This window comes from Polaribacter aestuariivivens, assembly GCF_005885675.1.
Classification (GTDB): Bacteria; Bacteroidota; Bacteroidia; order Flavobacteriales; family Flavobacteriaceae; genus Polaribacter; species Polaribacter aestuariivivens.
Genome location: NZ_VANR01000002.1, coordinates 363599 through 380861 on the forward strand (window position 1 = coordinate 363599; position 17263 = coordinate 380861).

General features: G+C 28.5%; 21 protein-coding genes. 9 read left to right on the forward strand and 12 right to left on the reverse strand.

Features of this window, described 5'->3' with window-relative positions:
• Window positions 1-5 precede the first annotated feature (5 nt).
• Entirely contained in the window at window positions 6-1229 is a 1224-nt protein-coding gene (locus tag FDT66_RS04845; protein WP_171032315.1) for an HD domain-containing protein, read from the reverse strand.
• Between the two features lie 188 nt (window positions 1230-1417).
• Here FDT66_RS04845 and porX point away from each other — a divergent pair, with 188 nt between their 5' ends.
• The 5 genes from porX (at window position 1418) to FDT66_RS04870 (ending at window position 5713) form a co-directional block, all read left to right on the forward strand.
• Complete coding sequence (gene porX / locus FDT66_RS04850) at window positions 1418-2965, forward strand: T9SS response regulator signal transducer PorX (RefSeq protein WP_138535029.1); 1548 nt, start codon at window positions 1418-1420, stop codon at window positions 2963-2965.
• Between the two features lie 100 nt (window positions 2966-3065).
• Window positions 3066-3644: a DUF1287 domain-containing protein gene (locus FDT66_RS04855; protein WP_138535030.1), complete on the forward strand. Its 579-nt coding sequence runs from the start codon at window positions 3066-3068 to the stop codon at window positions 3642-3644.
• A 43-nt stretch (window positions 3645-3687) separates the two neighbouring features.
• Window positions 3688-4095 (forward strand): tRNA (adenosine(37)-N6)-threonylcarbamoyltransferase complex ATPase subunit type 1 TsaE, encoded by a 408-nt coding sequence (tsaE, locus tag FDT66_RS04860; RefSeq protein WP_138535031.1) that lies wholly within the window; start codon window positions 3688-3690, stop codon window positions 4093-4095.
• Window positions 4096-4101: 6 nt separating this feature from the next.
• Window positions 4102-5298, forward strand: coding sequence for an alanine dehydrogenase (locus FDT66_RS04865; RefSeq protein ID WP_138535032.1), 1197 nt, complete (start codon window positions 4102-4104; stop codon window positions 5296-5298).
• A gap of 46 nt (window positions 5299-5344) precedes the next feature.
• A complete protein-coding gene (locus FDT66_RS04870) occupies window positions 5345-5713 on the forward strand; it encodes a DUF4258 domain-containing protein (protein WP_138535033.1) in 369 nt (122 codons plus the stop codon).
• A 5-nt stretch (window positions 5714-5718) separates the two neighbouring features.
• Here the strand turns inward: FDT66_RS04870 and FDT66_RS04875 are convergent, their stop codons facing one another.
• Together FDT66_RS04875 and FDT66_RS04880 are read right to left on the reverse strand one after the other, a co-directional pair.
• Window positions 5719-6312 carry a YdeI/OmpD-associated family protein gene (locus tag FDT66_RS04875; RefSeq protein WP_138535034.1) on the reverse strand — a complete coding sequence of 198 codons (594 nt, stop codon included), beginning with the start codon at window positions 6310-6312 and terminating at the stop codon, window positions 5719-5721.
• A 2-nt stretch (window positions 6313-6314) separates the two neighbouring features.
• The gene (locus tag FDT66_RS04880) at window positions 6315-6983 is read right to left on the reverse strand and encodes a TrmH family RNA methyltransferase (protein ID WP_138535264.1); all 669 of its coding nucleotides are present in this window, start codon (window positions 6981-6983) and stop codon (window positions 6315-6317) included.
• 61 nt (window positions 6984-7044) lie between these two features.
• On the opposite strand from FDT66_RS04880, the gene FDT66_RS04885 reads away from it, so the two are divergent.
• Complete coding sequence (locus FDT66_RS04885; protein WP_138535035.1) at window positions 7045-7731, forward strand: SIR2 family NAD-dependent protein deacylase; 687 nt, start codon at window positions 7045-7047, stop codon at window positions 7729-7731.
• Window positions 7732-7753: 22 nt separating this feature from the next.
• Here FDT66_RS04885 and FDT66_RS04890 read toward each other — a convergent pair whose 3' ends face one another.
• The 8 genes from FDT66_RS04890 to FDT66_RS04925 all read right to left on the reverse strand — a co-directional run bounded on the left by FDT66_RS04890 (window position 7754) and on the right by FDT66_RS04925 (window position 13288).
• Entirely contained in the window at window positions 7754-8224 is a 471-nt protein-coding gene (locus FDT66_RS04890) for a DUF6495 family protein (RefSeq protein WP_138535036.1), read from the reverse strand.
• A 65-nt stretch (window positions 8225-8289) separates the two neighbouring features.
• A complete protein-coding gene (gene rplI / locus FDT66_RS04895; RefSeq protein WP_138535037.1) occupies window positions 8290-8736 on the reverse strand; it encodes a 50S ribosomal protein L9 in 447 nt (148 codons plus the stop codon).
• 14 nt (window positions 8737-8750) lie between these two features.
• Window positions 8751-9047: a 30S ribosomal protein S18 gene (gene rpsR, locus FDT66_RS04900; RefSeq protein WP_026777666.1), complete on the reverse strand. Its 297-nt coding sequence runs from the start codon at window positions 9045-9047 to the stop codon at window positions 8751-8753.
• A 3-nt stretch (window positions 9048-9050) separates the two neighbouring features.
• Window positions 9051-9392: a 30S ribosomal protein S6 gene (gene rpsF, locus FDT66_RS04905; protein ID WP_138535038.1), complete on the reverse strand. Its 342-nt coding sequence runs from the start codon at window positions 9390-9392 to the stop codon at window positions 9051-9053.
• Between the two features lie 100 nt (window positions 9393-9492).
• A complete protein-coding gene (ald, locus tag FDT66_RS04910) occupies window positions 9493-10581 on the reverse strand; it encodes an alanine dehydrogenase (protein ID WP_138535039.1) in 1089 nt (362 codons plus the stop codon).
• 216 nt (window positions 10582-10797) lie between these two features.
• Window positions 10798-11901: a hypothetical protein gene (locus FDT66_RS04915; RefSeq protein WP_138535040.1), complete on the reverse strand. Its 1104-nt coding sequence runs from the start codon at window positions 11899-11901 to the stop codon at window positions 10798-10800.
• A gap of 51 nt (window positions 11902-11952) precedes the next feature.
• Window positions 11953-12744 carry a hypothetical protein gene (locus FDT66_RS04920; RefSeq protein ID WP_138535041.1) on the reverse strand — a complete coding sequence of 264 codons (792 nt, stop codon included), beginning with the start codon at window positions 12742-12744 and terminating at the stop codon, window positions 11953-11955.
• The gene (locus FDT66_RS04925) at window positions 12731-13288 is read right to left on the reverse strand and encodes an RNA polymerase sigma factor (protein ID WP_138535042.1); all 558 of its coding nucleotides are present in this window, start codon (window positions 13286-13288) and stop codon (window positions 12731-12733) included. The genes FDT66_RS04920 and FDT66_RS04925 overlap by 14 nt, the downstream gene beginning before the upstream one ends.
• 140 nt (window positions 13289-13428) lie before the next feature.
• On the opposite strand from FDT66_RS04925, the gene FDT66_RS04930 reads away from it, so the two are divergent.
• The 3 genes from FDT66_RS04930 to FDT66_RS14280 are packed head-to-tail and all read left to right on the forward strand — an operon-like array spanning window position 13429 to window position 14355.
• Window positions 13429-13794 (forward strand): hypothetical protein, encoded by a 366-nt coding sequence (locus FDT66_RS04930; protein WP_138535043.1) that lies wholly within the window; start codon window positions 13429-13431, stop codon window positions 13792-13794.
• The gene (locus FDT66_RS04935; RefSeq protein WP_138535044.1) at window positions 13757-14173 is read left to right on the forward strand and encodes a putative phage abortive infection protein; all 417 of its coding nucleotides are present in this window, start codon (window positions 13757-13759) and stop codon (window positions 14171-14173) included. The genes FDT66_RS04930 and FDT66_RS04935 overlap by 38 nt, the downstream gene beginning before the upstream one ends.
• On the forward strand, window positions 14134-14355 hold the full coding sequence (locus tag FDT66_RS14280) for a putative phage abortive infection protein (protein WP_394347924.1): 222 nt from the start codon (window positions 14134-14136) through the stop codon (window positions 14353-14355). Before FDT66_RS04935 ends, FDT66_RS14280 begins: the two co-directional genes overlap by 40 nt.
• Window positions 14356-14391: 36 nt before the next feature.
• Here FDT66_RS14280 and priA read toward each other — a convergent pair whose 3' ends face one another.
• Entirely contained in the window at window positions 14392-16839 is a 2448-nt protein-coding gene (gene priA, locus FDT66_RS04945) for a replication restart helicase PriA (protein WP_171032316.1), read from the reverse strand.
• Window positions 16840-17263: the final 424 nt, after the last annotated feature.

The window sequence follows — 17263 nt, forward strand, 5'->3', positions numbered from 1 at the left end:
TCATATTATTTTGGATAACAAATAAAATATTTTACTACAGGCTTAGTTAATGCTTGTAAATTTAATTGGTCTGATGCTTTTGCAATATCCTTTAATTTTCCTTTTTTATTTAAAATTAAAATGGGTTTATTAAAATTGTATGCTATATGACTAATTTGTTGTTTAAAAACAAAAAAGTGTGTCTCGTTTTCGGCAATTTTTAATTTTTTTGCAGTTTTTTCCTGTTTTTTAGATATGTAATTATCTGGGAAGTCATTTTTCTGCATTTCAATTCTTAATAGCTTTCTATTTACAATCATTTTTGATAATGTAGATAAAACCCTATCTTGATGATTGGTCCACTCTTTAATGGCTGATAAAATATCATAATCATCTAATTTCGAAAACATTTCTAATGTATTTACTGTAAAGTTTTCTTTTGTAATTTGCTTGTATAAAAAATAATGTAATGCAGAACTTGCGTACAACTCTACTCCTTTTTCAGCTAATTCTTTTGCACGCTTTAAAACATTAACCAACATATTTTCTGCAACCAGACCTGTTTTATGAAGGTATACTTGCCAATACATTAACCTTCTTGCAATCAAAAATTTTTCGACAGAATAAATTCCTTTTTTTTCGATAACCAATTCATCGTTTTTAACATTCATCATGGCAATTAAACGATCTGACGAAATATTACCTTCTGTAACTCCTGTGTAAAAACTATCTCTTTTTAAATAATCTAATCTATCTACATCTAATTGACTAGAAATTAACTGACATAAAAATTTACGTGGATTTTTACCTTCGAAAATCTGAATTGCCAAAGTTAATTGTCCGTTAAACTCTTCATTTAACTTTTTCATGAATTTTAATGAAATTTCTTCATGAGAAATTCCATTAACAATACTATGTTCCAATGCATGTGAAAAAGCGCCATGACCAATATCATGAAGTAAAATGGCAATGTACAAAGCATTTTCTTCTTCATCAGAAATTGAAACTTGTTTGAAACGCAAAACACGAATTGCTTTTTGCATTAAATGCATACATCCAATTGCATGATGAAAACGGGTGTGGTTTGCTCCAGGATATACCAAATTAGAAAATCCCATTTGCATAATTCTTCTTAAACGCTGAAAATAAGGATGCTCTATAATATCAAAAATTAAAGTATTTGGAATTTGAATAAATCCGTAAATAGGATCGTTAAGTATTTTGAGTTTGTTGGGTGTTTTATTTTTCAAGAGTTGAAATTTATCAATCTAATGCAAATTACAATTATTGTAACGATTTTACAATTTTTTGAGTTTTCATTTTTAAAAATATTCTTTGTTATCAAGTATTGAATTTTTGGCAATATTTTATCATTTGTAAACCGCTAAAAATATAACAAATAGGTATTTTTAACGTTCAGAATAAAAAGAAAGATACTATGAGCAACATACAAATTTTATGGGTTGATGATGAAATAGAGTTATTAAAACCACACATTCTTTTTTTAGAACGTAAAGATTATGTAGTAACAACCTGTACAAATGGAGCTGATGCAATAGATTTGGTTTCAGAAAATAATTTTGATATTGTTTTTTTAGATGAAAATATGCCTGGTTTAACTGGTTTAGAAACGCTTTCTGAAATCAAACAAAAAAAGGCCAATTTGCCTGTGGTAATGATTACCAAAAGTGAAGAGGAATATATAATGGAAGAAGCTATTGGTTCTAAAATTGCAGATTATTTAATAAAACCAGTAAATCCAAGTCAAATTTTACTAACGCTAAAGAAAAATTTAGATCACTCACGTTTGATTTCTGAAAAAACTACCTCAAATTATCAACAAGAGTTTAGAAAAATTTCTATGGATTTAGCCATGGTAAATTCTTATGAAGAGTGGATTGATTTGTACAAAAAACTAATTCACTGGGAGTTAGAGTTAGAAAACATTAGCGACCCTGGAATGTTGGGTATTTTAGAAAGTCAGAAACAAGAAGCAAATTCTCAGTTTTTTAAATTTATTAAAAAAAATTATGAAGATTTTTTAACTGCTCACGACAAACCAACTTTTTCGCACACTTTGTTTAAAGATTATGTAGTGCCAGAATTAAAGAAAGATCAAGGTGTTTTGTGGGTTATAATTGACAATTTGCGTTACGATCAATACAGAATTTTAGAACCTTTAATAAACAATCATTATAAAAAAGACGAAGAGTATACCTACTTTTCTATTTTACCAACTGCAACTCAATATGCACGAAATGCAATTTTTGCAGGATTAATGCCCTCAGAAATAGAAAAAAGACATCCACAATTTTGGAAAAATGATACCGAAGAAGGTGGAATGAATTTATTTGAAAACGAATTATTAACCGCTCAAATAAAACGTTTAGGTTTAAACATTAAGCATGAATATTATAAGATTTCATCTTTAAAAAGTGGAAAAGAATTAGCAGATAATTACAATGGAACCAAACAAAACGACTTAACTACAATTGTTTATAATTTTGTTGATATTCTCTCTCATTCTAAAACTGAAATGGAGGTGATTAAAGAATTAGCTGGAGATGATAAAGCCTATAGAAGCTTAACTCTAAGTTGGTTTAAAAACTCGCCTTTGTTTGAAATTATTCAAAAAGCACAAAGTTTGGGACAAAAATTAATTATTACTACAGATCATGGAACTATTAATTGTAAAAACCCAACAAAAGTAATTGGCGATAAAAACATCAGCTCTAATTTACGTTATAAAACGGGTAGAAGTTTATCTTACGAAGAAAAAGATGTATATGCAGTTCGAAATCCGAAAGATATTTTCTTGCCTACTATAGCAATGAATGCACCTTTTATTTTTGCGAAAGAAGATTTGTTTTTTGCATATCCAAACAACTTTAATCACTTTGTGAAATATTATAAAAACACCTATCAACATGGTGGAATTTCTTTAGAAGAAGTAATTATACCATGTGCTGTATATAGTCCTAAATAAATTAGTTTGCAGTTTTCAGTATCAGTTAACAGTAAAAGTAATTTTAAAAATCTATGTTTCCTTTGATTCTATTTGATAAATTTTTAAAATAGATAATTAAATGAAAAAATTATTCTTAATACTTTGTCTACTTTTATCAGTAAATATAGTTGTTTCTCAAATTAATGATGAGAAACTCTCTAATGCAGCAATAGAACTTATAAAAGACAATGTCGTTTACGACCCAAGTTATTTCTCCATTGATTATCCAAATGGAGATGTACCAAAAGAAAAAGGAGTTTGTACAGATGTGGTAATTAGAGCTTATAGGAAACTAGGTATCGATTTACAAAAAGAAGTTCATGAAGACATGAAAAAGAACTTCAACTTATACCCAAAAATTTGGGGATTAAAACGAACTGATAAAAATATAGATCACAGAAGAGTTCCAAATTTGATGACCTTTTTCTCAAGAAAAGGAATTATAAAAGTCAACTCGAAAAATTCAGAAGATTACATTCCTGGAGATATTGTTTGTTGGAATTTGGGTGGTGCAATTACACATATTGGAATTGTAGTTAACAAAAAATCGAAAGACGGAAAACGTTTTATGATTGTACATAACATTGGTGCTGGACAAGTGTTACAAGATTGTTTGTTCGATTTTAAAATTATTGGCCATTATAGATATAAAAATTAGTTTTTAGAATTAATAATTTAATATCTTCACTATTTTTGCTACTATGAATAAAAATTATTCTTTAAAAGATTTGCCCGAAATCGCACACACAATCATTACCTCTGTAAAGAACAAAACATTGTTGTTTTATGGCGAAATGGGTGTTGGAAAAACAACACTTATTAAAGAAATTTGTAAAACTTTAGGTGTTTTAGATAACATCTCCTCTCCTACTTTTTCGTTGGTAAATGAATATCAAACTTCAAAAGAAGAAAAGGTATTTCATTTTGATTTTTACAGAATTGAAGATGAAAATGAAGCGTTAGATATGGGAATTGAAGATTATTTGTACAATAATAATTGGTGTTTGATTGAATGGCCAGAAAATGTTGAAAATTTATTACCTTTAGAATCTGTTGCAATTCATTTATCTACTTTAGAAGATGGACATCGCAACATTCAACTAAAATAACCAAATATGAGTTCATTTTCTCCATTTAGTAAAGAAGAATTAATACCTCAAGAAGAAAAGCTAGAAATAAAAAGACAAAAGGGAGAATTGTTTATTGGCTTACCAAAAGAAACCTATTTTGGAGAAAAAAGAGTTTGCTTAACACCAGATGCAGTTGGAGCTTTAACCGCAAACGGACATAGAATTGTAATTGAAACTGGTGCTGGAGATGGCGCAAATTTTACAGATAAAGAGTATTCTGATGCTGGCGCAAAAATTTCATACAATGTAGAAGAAGCTTTTAAATGTAACATTGTTTTAAAAGTAGCACCACCAACTGAAAAAGAAATTGAGTTTATCAATCCAAATGCTATTTTAATATCTTCACTTCAATTAAAAACCCAATCTAAAAAATATTTCGAATGTTTAGCGAAGAAAAAAATTACTGCTATTGCATTTGATTATATTAAAGATGAACACAATTCATACCCAATTGTAAAATCACTTAGTGAAATTGCTGGTACAGCTTCCATATTAATTGCTGGTGAATTAATGAGTGGTGTAAACAAAGGAAATGGTTTATTATTTGGTAACATTGGAGGTGTTCCACCTACAAGTGTTGTAATTTTTGGAGCAGGAACTGTTGGTGAGTATGCTGCAAAAACAGCTATTGGTTTAGGAGCTAGAGTAAAAGTTTTTGACAATTCCATAAGTAAATTAAGAAAACTACAAGATTGTTTACATGCACCAATATACACATCAACCTTACAACCAAAATCTATTTTAAAAGCTTTAATGCGATGTGATGTTGCAATTGGAGCAATTCGTGGTAAAAATAGAAGTCCTATTTGCGCTACAGAAGAAATGATTGAAAAAATGAAAGAAGGTGCTGTAGTTGTAGATGTTAGTATTGATAGAGGTGGTTGTTTTGAAACCTCAAACGTTACTACACATAAAACACCAACTTTTGTAAAACATGGTATTATACATTATTGTGTACCAAATATTCCTGCAAGATATTCTAGAACTGCTTCAGTTTCTATTAGTAATATCTTTACTCCATATTTGTTGAATATTGCCGAAGAAGGAGGTTTTGAAAATACAGCTCGTTTTGATAAAAGCCTTAGAAATGGCATGTATTTTTATCATGGAATTTTAACAAATAAAACAGTTGCAGATTGGTTTGATTTACCTTTTAGAGATATTAATTTGTTGATTTTATAAGGAGTTTTATTATTAAAAAACTAACTTTGCATTTCAAAATTTTACGATGCTCACAAAAAGAATTTTCTATTATTTAATTGGTTTGTCTTTAGGTTCTATAGGTGTTTATTTTTTTTGGCAAAAGAAAAACGCAAGTTTTGATTATGGAATGGACGCAAGAACACTAAAAACAATCAGAACTAAGAAAAGAATGTTTTCTGAAGAAGCAAAATTTAGTATGCAAAAAAATAATATTGATACGTTAATAATATCAACTATTTTAAATTCTGGAGATGTTGATTTTGGTAAAGGAAAACCAAGACAAAAACCTTGCGCTGAGTATTATATTACAGGTAAAGATAGTTTAAACAACATTCATTTATACATAAAACGTTGCGACTCTACAGCTACTATTGAAAAAATTATTGTTGAATAACTTATTTAACAATTTTTGTATTTGTCGTTCAAACCTGCACCACTCAATATCATAGGAATTATTTTTTGAAGTCTTCTTAATCTAGTTTCTTCTCGTTTTGCATCAGATATATAGTTTGCGTATTCTCTTTTACAACTGTTGGAAAAAGCTTCAAATTTTTTCTTAAACTCTTTATTATTATTTATTTCTTGTTGCAATTCTATAGGGATTATCAGCTCTTTTTTAGTTCTATCTGGTTTAATTTCTTTGCCTAATTTTACATTTTCAATAGCTTCTAAAACGTATTCTTTTATTAAATTTTTATCAATTTCTTCTAAAGAATAAAATCGCCATTGCAACATTGCTTTTGTTTTTCCTTCTTGTGCATTTATAAATACTTTGTGCTTGTCTTTTAACAATGCGCCTTGAAAAAACCACAAACCACAATAATTTTTAAAAGCAGCTAAACCCACAATATTTTTCCCATTATAAACATAGGTTGGTGCTCCCCATTTTATGGTTTCTTCTACTGGTAAATCAGAAAAAACAGCTCGTAAAGTTTCTAATTCTTTTTGCCAATTTTCTTTTTTACGAATGTATTCTGCTACTTTAGGATTCATAATTATATATTTTGATGATAATGCTCTTCAATTTTGTCTACATTTTTTATGGTTTTCTTTACCCATTCAAAATACAAAATTTCTTTTTCTTTTGCTGATAATTGCCACGCAATATTAGAATTTCGCAACTTAGTTGTGACGTCTTGTAAAATAATTGCAGCTGCTACAGAAATGTTTAAACTTTCTGTAAAACCAACCATAGGTATTTTTAAAAAACCATCTGCATTTTCCATTACATAATCAGAAACTCCTTCTGCTTCTACTCCAAACACAAAAGCAGATTTTTTAGAAATATCAAAATCTTGTAATAAACAAGAATTATTATGTGGTGTAGTAGCAATTATTTGATATCCTTTTTCCTTTAAAATATTTAAACATGTTTTGGTATTATCACCATCTGCTTTATATCTAAACTGGTTTAACCATTTTTGAGAACCTTTTGCCACATGACGCGATACTGTATTGTTATATTTATTTTCAATGGTATGAATATCTTGTACCCCAAAAATATCACAAGTTCTCACAACAGCACTAGCATTATGAGCTTGATAAATATCTTCTAAAACCACCGTAAAATGTCTTGTTCTGTTTTCTAGAATTGTTTTGAAGAGTGTTTTTCTTTTTTCTGTTAAAAATCCTTCAAAATAGGCTAATAATTTTTCATCAATCATAAAAACAAACTTAAAACTATTATTTTTACTCTGTTTCAAATTTATTAAAACATTTTAATTGATGAAAAAAATAGTTGTTTTAACTGGTGCTGGTATTTCTGCAGAAAGTGGTATAAAAACATTTAGAGATGCAAATGGTTTGTGGGAAGGACATGATGTTCTTGAGGTAGCAACTCCTGAGGCTTTTGCAAGAAACCCTGAATTGGTTTTAGATTTTTACAATCAACGCAGAAAACAATTATTAGAAGTTTTACCAAATAAAGCACATTTTAATTTAGTAAAATTAGAGCAAAATTTTCATGTAGAAATAATTACACAAAATATAGATGATTTACATGAAAGAGCTGGAAGCAAAAATGTAACTCATTTGCATGGTGAGTTATTAAAAGTTAGAAGTACTGTTGATGAAAGTGATATTTTAGAATGGAAAAAAGAATTAGTTTTAGGAAATTTATGTAAAAAAGGTAGCCAGTTAAGACCTCATATTGTTTGGTTTGGAGAAATGGTGCCTATGTTAGACAAGGCTGCTAAAATCACTCAAACTGCAGATGTTTTAGTAATTATTGGCACTTCTATGCAAGTTTATCCTGCAGCAGGTTTGGTTAATTACATTAAACCTAATACACCTATTTACTTTATAGATCCTAAACCAGCAATTGGTAAAAACGACTTTAATAATTTAACCATTATTAAAAATGTTGCTAGTTCTGGAACGGATGAATTAGTAAAGTTGTTGATAAACAATTAAAATAGGCAACAATATTAAAATATTAAGAAATTAACTGATTGAAATATTCAAAAATTTCTCCTTTTGAAATAGCACTTCCTTTTTCTATTAAATCGAAAATCTCAGTATTTCTTTCGTTATTATTGTAGGGTTTTGTTCCTCTAAAAATTTCTACAGAATTGTCCATTGGGTTTTGCATTAACCATTCAAATCCTTTTTGTTCTAACAAATTAATGTCCCAATTTATTTTAATAGCAATTCTATGAATTTCTTCATCTTCACATTTAAAGAGGTTTGCAGACGTTTTTGAGAAATGCTCTACATATTTTACTTTATTTAAAACATCATCCCAAACTACATCAGAAAAAATATTCATTTCTTCTTCTGCTACATGTGGTTTTTCTTCTTTAATTTGACTCCATTCTTTTACATCAATACTTTGCGATGCTAAAAAACGTGCAAATTCTTCGTGTAAACTTTCAAATTGCTCTTTGGTAAGTTGTCTGTATTTCATAAGTATGCAAAAATAAAAAAGCTCGTTATTTCTAACGAGCTTTTTATAAAATAATTTAAAGTAATTTATTCAGCAACTACATCAAAAGTAATGTCTGCTACTACTTCTCTGTGTAATCTTACAGATGCTTCGTATTTACCTAATCTCTTAACAGAACCACCAACAACTTTAATAAATTTCTTATCAATTTCTGTTCCTGCTTTTGCTAATGCTGCAGCTAAATCTATGTTATTTACAGAACCAAATAATTTGTCTCCTGAACCAGTTTTAGATGCAATTTTAATTTCATATCCTTTAATTTCTTCAGCAATTTTATTAGCGTCGTCAATTAATTTAGATTCTTTATAAGCTCTTTGTTTTAAATTCTCTGCTAATACTTTTTTTGCAGATGAAGTTGCTAAAACAGCTTTTCCTGTAGGAATTAAAAAGTTTCTACCATATCCGTTTTTCACGTCTACAACATCATCTTTAAATCCTAAATTTTCTACGTCTTGTCTTAATATCAATTCCATGTTCTACGTCTTTATTATTTTAGTAAATCTCCAACATAAGGCATTAACGCTAGATGACGTGACCTTTTAATTGCTTGCGCAACTTTACGTTGATATTTTAATGATGTTCCTGTTAAACGTCTTGGTAAAATTTTACCTTGTTCGTTTACTAAATACATTAAGAAGTCTGCATCTTTATAATCGATATATTTGATACCTTTCTTCTTGAATCTACAGTATTTAGCTTCTTTTTTAGTGTCTATATCTAATGGCGTTAAATATCTAACGTCAGCAGATTTACCACCTTTTGCTTGTTGTTCTATTGATGCCATTTCTTATTTTTTTGTAGATTTAACACGTTCTCTTCTTTTTTCTGCCCAAGCAGCTGCATGTTTGTCTAATCTAACAGATAGGTAACGCATAACGCTATCATCTCTTCTAAATTCTAATTCAAACGCTGCAATTTCTTCACCAGCAACTTTGTACTCAAATAAGTGATAAAAGCCACTTTTTTTCTTTTGAATTGGGTAAGCTAATTTTTTTAAGCCCCAATCTTCTTTTGAGATCATTTCAGCTCCTTTAGAAACTAAATAATCTTCGAACTTTTGTACTGTCTCCTTTATCTGAGTATCAGATAAAACGGGATTCAAAATGAAAACAGTTTCGTAATGATTCATAAATTAATTATTTAATGTTTATTTTTAAGGGTGCAAATATAGTGACTTTTTCATAATCTACACTAAATAAATTAAAAATGTTTTTTCTTTAAATATCGTTTTAATTTAAGTTAAAAGCTTCATTTATTTCATTATAAACTACTTCTCCTTTAACAATATTAAGGCCTTTATTTAAACTTTCATCTAACTTACAAGCTTTTTCCCAACCAAGATTTGCTAATTTTAAAATATATGGTAAAGTAACATTGGTTAATGCTATTGTAGATGTATAAGGAACTGCCCCTGGCATATTTGCAACACAATAGTGTACAACATCGTCTATAATATAAGTAGGATCTTGATGAGTTGTAGGTTTGGTAGTTTCAAAACAACCTCCTTGATCTACTGCAACATCTACAACAACAGTTCCTGGTCTCATTTCCTTTAACATGTCTTTGGTAATTAATTTTGGTGCTTTTCCACCTTTTACTAAAACACCACCAACAATTAAATCGTGTGTTTTAATAAGCTGCCTAATACTATATTCACTAGAAAAAGCAGTAATTACATGATTTGGTAGAACATCATTCACGTAACGTAAACGTTTCATATTAATATCCATAATAGTTACATGAGCTCCTAAACCTGCAGCCATTTTTGCTGCTTGAACTCCTACAACTCCTGCACCTAAAATTAAAACTTTTCCGGGAGTAACTCCTGGAACACCTCCTAATAAAATACCTCGCCCTTTTACAGGTTTTTCTAAATATTTTGCTCCTTGCTGTATTGCCATTCTTCCAGCTACTTCAGACATTGGTGTTAGTAATGGTAAAGTACCTTCTTCATCTTCTACAGTTTCGTAGGCAATGCAAATAGATTTACTTTTAATCATTGCTTTTGTTAAAGCTTCACTAGATGCAAAATGAAAATATGTAAAGACAATTTGATTTTTTTTAATTAAAGAATATTCTTCTGCAATTGGTTCTTTTACTTTTACAATCATTTCGCTTTCACTATAAACTTCTTCAATAGTTGGTAAAATAATTGCACCTACTTCTAGATAATTTTTATCAAAAAAACCACTTCCTTCACCTGCACTGGATTGTACATAAACTGTATGATTTTTTTTTGTAAGTTCAAAAACACCTGCAGGTGTCATACCTACTCGACTTTCATTATTTTTTATTTCCTTTGGAATCCCGATTTTCATATTACTTAAATTAGATATTTTAAGCTTATAAATTTACACTCTTTATTTATAAACTAATACTTAAAAAATCATTTCAGCTAATTTTTATGATTTTATAAATTTAATCCATAATAATATTACTAATAATTATAATTTGCTTTGTAATTTATATAAAACATAAAAGTCAGACTTCTGAGTCTGACTTTTATTATTTTTAAATTCTTTTTTAATTCTTTTTTAATTCAAATCTAAACGAATTCCCATGGAAATATTTCTTATTTCTGTGTCTTTAAATAATGGATTTAAATCGTATTTTACATATAAACTTGTAGATCTATAACCAACATAAGCACTTAAACCGTAATTTATGGTGTTCATATTAAAGTTGTCATATTGAATTTGTTTTATTTCTACATCATTAGAGTCATCATATTCTAAATACTGTCTTGTACCTAATTTAAAACCTACAAACCCTCCTATTCCTAATCGTACAGATTGGTTGGTTCTGTCATATACAAATCCATCGTCGTATTTTTTATTTTTTGATAAATCCCATTCTAAATGCATTGGAAAATTCATTTGTACATGACGTAACCTACTTTCTGTAAGGTTTTCTGGAAATGTTTGAATTTCAGTCATATCTCCATTTTTTACATGGTATTGGTTGTTTTCTAATCGTAAATTGTTCCATAGAAAAGATACACCATATTTAAAATATAACTGAGAAGCTTCTTTTGTGAAACGAGTTTTCCAAGTAAAACCTAACTCGTAAAAACGTGATCTCCAGAATTGATATTCAGAATCGTTTAAAGAACCAAAATCGTTGTCTGTTAAAACATTATTTGCACCCATTGCAAATACAAACTGACTTGTAGTTTTTCTTTTTTGTCTTTTTCTTCTTCTTTCTTTTCGTTTAACATCATAATCTTTTTTATTATCATCATCATTTACGGTAAAACGAAATGTTTTGTTACCTACTGTAAATGTATTAATTTCGTCTCCTGTTAAATCATCGTCTGTAGCACTTACAATTTTTCCATTGGTTTTATCTTGTACTAAAAGCTGTAATAAACGTTCTTGTTCACTTACTTTTATTTCAATTTGGTTTGCATGGTATGTTGCAGCATCTTTTTTTAAGCTTTCTGCTGTTGCTTTTGATATTTCTCCTTTTTCTAATCTTTTATCGATTTCAATTACTTTCATTTTTAAAGAATCTTTTTGATTTTTTGTAATCATTTCGATTCTTTTAGAAATTTTTCGAACTTCTTTTTCGAAAGTTTTTTCTTGAGCTGTAGCTATTGTAGCTACAAAAAGTACGAGTATTAGTAATATTTTTTTCATTTTTTTTATGTTTTGTATTGTTAATTTTAAACTTGGGTTTATTTGCAAAAATTAATCGTTTCTACTTGCAATTGCAGAGGCAATATCTGTGACTCTTCGTTTTAATGATTTTAAGAAATTATTCTGAAAAACATCGTCACTAATTGTACTTTCTACTTCCGCTAAAATAGTTTCAGGGTTTACTTTTAAATTCGATTTTTTGAGCTCTATTTGAATCGTTTTTAAAACTTCTTCTCTGGTAATATCATTTTTTGCATAATATTTTTTTACTTCACTTTCTGAATGGGTTACTGCATATAATAAATCTTCACTATTTACTTTAATGCTGCTATTGTTTATTTTTTTTATAGATTTTTCTTGTTCTAATAAGGTTTCATCTAAATTTTTAACTTCGTTTAAAGCATCTTGATTTAAAATCTCATTTTTTGCGATTGCATTTTTTGATGGAGTTTGATCTTTAGAAATAACTCTTTTGTTAATTTTTACTTTTTTATTAAGCTGCTTTTCTTCAGTATTCTCGTTTTTAACAATGGCTTTTTCAACTGGAACTTCATTAAAAATTTCATCAATTTTGTTTTTGATAGTAGTGGTATCAATAATTTCATCTACAATAATTTGTTTTGGATTTACCATTTTATCATCATTAGAAAATAAATAAATTCCTACAGAAATTAATGCCAAAATACTTGCTGCATAGCCTATATAAAAAAACCAAGCTTTCTTTTTTTGCTTTGGTTGTTCATCTAGTTGTGTAGACAAACGTTCCCAAGCAGAAGCTGATGGTTGAAAAACTCTATTTGCTAGTTTTTCTTTTACGTTTTTATCTATATTATTTGTTTTCATGAATTGTTTTATTCATTGTTATGTAATGCTGTTGCAATAATTTACGTGCTTTAAATAATTGCGATTTTGATGTACTTTCAGAAATGCCTAATTTGCTGGCAATTTCCTGATGTTTATAACCTTCTATGGCGTATAAATTAAACACCATTTTGTAACCTTCTGGTAATTGATCTATCAGTTTCTGAATATCTTCTACAGAAGTATTTTCTAAACTTTCTGTTGCAGAATCATTAAAAACATACTCTTCGTCAGATAAATCGACTACATTTTTTTTACGGAGATAAGAAATACAGGTATTTACCATGATTCTACGAATCCAACCTTCAAAACTACCTTCGTGTTTGAACTTATGTAAGTTGGTAAAAACTTTTAAGAAACCTTGTAATAGTAAATCTTCTGCATGATGTAAATCTTTTACATATTGCCTACAAACGCTTAACATTTTAGGTGAATGCTGCTCAAACAATTGTTTTTGCGCTTCTCTGTTGTTGTTTGTCGCTTTTTTAATGAGCGACTTCTCGTTATGTAATTTAATAATTTTCAAGCCTCTTGTTTCTGTTTTTAGTGCCTTACAAATATATAGACTACCAAAGTTTAAAAAAGGTTGCTTGGGAAGAAAAAATAAATTTGTTATTAGTTTTTGGTTGATGGTTTTTAGTTGGTAAATTTATTGAAAATTATGCTATGAATATTGAAAAAGAAATTGAAGATTCTAAAAATAGAATTGAAGAAAGACAATCTAAAATTGAAATTGATTTATCTAAACTTGATTCTAAAATTAGAATATTTACCAACTGGGCTTGGGGATTTGTTTTCTTCGGAATATTTTTAATAATTGTTTCTTCAATTTATTTTGCTTTTTCTGTTGATAGTAAAACTTTTGAATTAAATTTATTAGGCGATTTTTTTATCTGGTTCTGTTGCCTCAATCTGGTCTTTAGCAGGTTTGTTCTTTATTTATGTTGCTTTTCTTGGACAAAAACAACAGCTTCTAAACCAACAATTAGAAATAATGTACAGTCAATTAGAAGTAAAATACACAAGACTTGAATTAGCAGGTCAAAAAGCAGAAATGAAGTTTCAAAATGAGACTTTGAGGGTACAAAAATTTGAAAACACTTTTTTTCAATTAATAAATCTGTATAATGGAATAGTCCATTCAATGGATATAAAAACTCATCTAAAATCAGAAACAGGAAGAGATTGTTTCAAATTACTATTTGAAAATTTAAAAGAAACAATTGAAGATTATAAGAGAAGTTTGAATAATGGCAATAAAGTTAGTAATAAAGAAATTTTAGTAGGATATACATTTTTTTATAATAATTATGTAAGTGATTTAAGTAATTATTTTAGAACTGTTTATCATATAATAAAATTTATAAAGTCATCAGATATAAAAACAAAAAACAATACGCATCTTTTTTAAGGTCACAATTATCTAGTTATGAGCAAATTTTGATTTTTTATAATTGCTTACATGAAAATGGTAAACAAAAATTTAAACCTTTAATTGAAGAATTTCATTTATTTAAAAATATTGATGAAAGTTTATTATTTAATAAATTACATAAAAAAGCATATAAAATTTCTGCTTTTGAAAAAGAGTGAACTAAAAACTATCAACCAAAAACTAATAACTATTTCCTAATAAGCATCCACATCAACAATAAAACGAATGGGTCTAAAATCTTTTACAGCTTCAAACGTATTTTTAATCTTGGTAATTTGTGCTTTTGTATTTGACAAAGATTGTTTTGGAGGAATTTTAATTACTAAATTCTTAATATATTGATTCCGAATTCTGGAAACTGCAGGCGCAGTTGGCCCTAAAACATGTTCGCCAAAAGAATTGTGTAGTGCTTTAAACAACCAATTAATGCCTGAATCAACTTTATTATAATCTTTATGTTTTAAAGTAATTTTTATCAACCTATAATAAGGTGGATATTTGTATTGCCAACGTTCTTGCAACTGTTCTTTATACATTTCTGTATAATTGGTTGTAGAAACTTGTTGCAATATTTGATGATAAGGGTTGTAGGTTTGTATGGCTACATTTCCTTGTTTTTTGCTTCTTCCAGCTCTACCAGAAACTTGTACCATTAGTTGATACGCTCTTTCATGTGCTCTAAAATCTGGAAAATTCAACATAGCGTCTGCATTTAGAATTCCTACCAAAGAAACATTATCAAAATCTAAACCTTTAGATAACATTTGAGTTCCTACTAAAATATCTATTTCTCGAGCTTCAAAAGCACCAATTATTTTTTGATAACCAAATTTTCCACGAGTCGTATCTAAATCCATTCTTCCGATGTTAAAATCGGGAAACAACTCTTTTAATTCTAGCTCAATTTGTTCTGTACCAAAACCTTTGGTATCTAACGTATTGCTTCCGCAAGCACCACAAGAATTTGGCATTGCACGTTGGTAATTGCAATAATGACATCGTAATTCATTTCTAAATTTATGATATGTTAAAGAAACATCGCAATTAGGACATTGAGGTGACACTCCACAAGTTTTACATTCTACCACAGGTGAAAATCCTCTTCTGTTTTGAAATAAAATAACTTGTTCTTTTTCGTCTAAAGCTTCTTGTATTAATTTGAGCATTCTATCAGAAAAATGACCTTTCATTTCCTTTTTTCTATGCTTTTCTTTCACATCAATCAACTCTATTTTTGGTAATTGTACATTTCCATGACGCCTATTTAATTCAACAAAACCATACTTTTCTTGTTTGGCATTAAAATAACTTTCTAAAGATGGAGTTGCAGACCCTAATAATATTTTCGCTTTATGAATGTTCGATAAAACAATTGCAGCATCACGTGCATTGTATCTTGGTGAAGGTTCAAATTGTTTGTAAGAAGTTTCATGCTCTTCATCAACCACTATTAAACCCAAATTAGAAAAAGGTAAAAATATAGAAGAACGAGCGCCTAAAATTATTTGTGCTTTCGATTTGTTTTCCAACACATTATTCCACACTTCTACTCTTTCGTTCATAGAGTATTTTGAATGAAATACGGAAATTTGATTGCCAAAATAAAATTGTAAACGGGTAATTATTTGAGTAGTTAATGCAATTTCTGGTAACAAAAACAATACTTGTTTGCCAGCATCTAAAACTTCTTGTATTAATTTTGTATATACTTCTGTTTTTCCAGAACTGGTAATTCCATGAAAAAGGGTTACATCTTTTTCCTTAAAAGTTTCTTTAATTTCTTTTAAAGCAACTTCTTGAAATTCGTTTAACTTTTTTAAATCGTTTGTATCTCCTTTAAAAGAAATTCTATCTGTTTGTATGTGATAAAATTCAAAGATATTTTTATCTACCAAAGATTTTAAAATAGCCGAAGAAACATTTGCATTTTCTTCTAAATCTTTTGCTTTAATTGGTTTTTTAGAAGTTGAGAGTTGAAAATATGTTAATACTGCATCACGTTGTTTTTTGGCTCTTGATAATTCTTCTAACAGTGTATTTAAAGATGCATCTGAATTATATGACGTATGCAAACGAACATATTTTACCAATTTTGGCTTGTATTGTTCGTAAATTTCTTCTTTGATGTAAATTGCCGATTTTTTAATCAACTCATTTACAATAGGCATTACTTTTTTTTTGCCTAAAATATCTGCAACTTGATGTATGGTTAATTGCGATTGATGTTGAAGCGCCTCAAAAATAAGAAACTCATCATCATCTAAAATGGTTTCTTCTGTAAACGCTTCGTTTTTATACACAATAGTTTCACTTTCTAACAAAAAAGCTGATGGTAAAGAAGCTCTATACACATCACCTAATGAACACATATAATATTGTGCAATCCAGCTCCAATGTTTTAATTGTTGCTCGTTTACAATTGGTTTTTCATCTAAAATTTGATTGATTTCTTTTGCCTCATATAAAGTTGGTGCAGTTGTGTGAATTTCAAAAACCAAAGCTGTGTACATTTTAGTTTTTCCGAAAGAAACTGCTACACGCATTCCTTTTTGTAAGAAATTTGCTTCTTCTTCGGTTACAGCATACGTAAATGTTTTCTGTAATGGAATTGGTAATATAACGTTTATAAAGTGCTGTGTCACTTCGTGTGGTTTTTTCGGTTGCAATGAAAAAAACTGAATCGAGAAGTCTTAAACTTAAATATTCTAAATGTAATTTCGATGTAAAAATCGAAATCACTTGAACTGACATTCTCAATGATTTTTTACAAACCAAAACTACGTAAAATTCGCTACATGGTCATTAGAAATTTATAAACAATGTAACTTCTGAAAACTGAAAAAATAAAGAAAATTTATGTTTTTTTATAAGATTGAAAATTACCTGATGCAGAAAGACTTGAACATGATTTTTTTTGTTTTTGATGCAAAAACATCCTTTTTATAAAAACAGGTGTTTTTATTATTGACTTTCTCCTTTAAAAAAACGAACTTCGCTGACTACGAATCTAAGTCATTAAAAACGACGTCATATTCGTAGTTGTAAACAATTAAAACCAAATATAAC

Excerpts from the sequence above, each read along its gene's own strand:
- rpsF (WP_138535038.1), bottom strand. The coding sequence starts at position 9,392 with ATGAATCATTACGAAACTGTTTTCATTTTGAATCCCGTTTTATCTGAT.
- rplI (WP_138535037.1), bottom strand. The coding sequence starts at position 8,736 with ATGGAATTGATATTAAGACAAGACGTAGAAAATTTAGGATTTAAAGAT.
- FDT66_RS04930 (WP_138535043.1), top strand. The coding sequence starts at position 13,429 with ATGAATATTGAAAAAGAAATTGAAGATTCTAAAAATAGAATTGAAGAA.
- rpsR (WP_026777666.1), bottom strand. The coding sequence starts at position 9,047 with ATGGCATCAATAGAACAACAAGCAAAAGGTGGTAAATCTGCTGACGTT.
- FDT66_RS04935 (WP_138535044.1), top strand. The coding sequence starts at position 13,757 with ATGTACAGTCAATTAGAAGTAAAATACACAAGACTTGAATTAGCAGGT.
- FDT66_RS04915 (WP_138535040.1), bottom strand. The coding sequence starts at position 11,901 with ATGAAAAAAATATTACTAATACTCGTACTTTTTGTAGCTACAATAGCT.
- FDT66_RS04875 (WP_138535034.1), bottom strand. The coding sequence starts at position 6,312 with ATGAATCCTAAAGTAGCAGAATACATTCGTAAAAAAGAAAATTGGCAA.
- FDT66_RS04920 (WP_138535041.1), bottom strand. The coding sequence starts at position 12,744 with ATGAAAACAAATAATATAGATAAAAACGTAAAAGAAAAACTAGCAAAT.
- FDT66_RS04870 (WP_138535033.1), top strand. The coding sequence starts at position 5,345 with ATGCTCACAAAAAGAATTTTCTATTATTTAATTGGTTTGTCTTTAGGT.
- FDT66_RS04890 (WP_138535036.1), bottom strand. The coding sequence starts at position 8,224 with ATGAAATACAGACAACTTACCAAAGAGCAATTTGAAAGTTTACACGAA.
- FDT66_RS04885 (WP_138535035.1), top strand. The coding sequence starts at position 7,045 with ATGAAAAAAATAGTTGTTTTAACTGGTGCTGGTATTTCTGCAGAAAGT.
- FDT66_RS04855 (WP_138535030.1), top strand. The coding sequence starts at position 3,066 with ATGAAAAAATTATTCTTAATACTTTGTCTACTTTTATCAGTAAATATA.
- tsaE (WP_138535031.1), top strand. The coding sequence starts at position 3,688 with ATGAATAAAAATTATTCTTTAAAAGATTTGCCCGAAATCGCACACACA.
- ald (WP_138535039.1), bottom strand. The coding sequence starts at position 10,581 with ATGAAAATCGGGATTCCAAAGGAAATAAAAAATAATGAAAGTCGAGTA.
- FDT66_RS04865 (WP_138535032.1), top strand. The coding sequence starts at position 4,102 with ATGAGTTCATTTTCTCCATTTAGTAAAGAAGAATTAATACCTCAAGAA.
- FDT66_RS04880 (WP_138535264.1), bottom strand. The coding sequence starts at position 6,983 with ATGATTGATGAAAAATTATTAGCCTATTTTGAAGGATTTTTAACAGAA.
- porX (WP_138535029.1), top strand. The coding sequence starts at position 1,418 with ATGAGCAACATACAAATTTTATGGGTTGATGATGAAATAGAGTTATTA.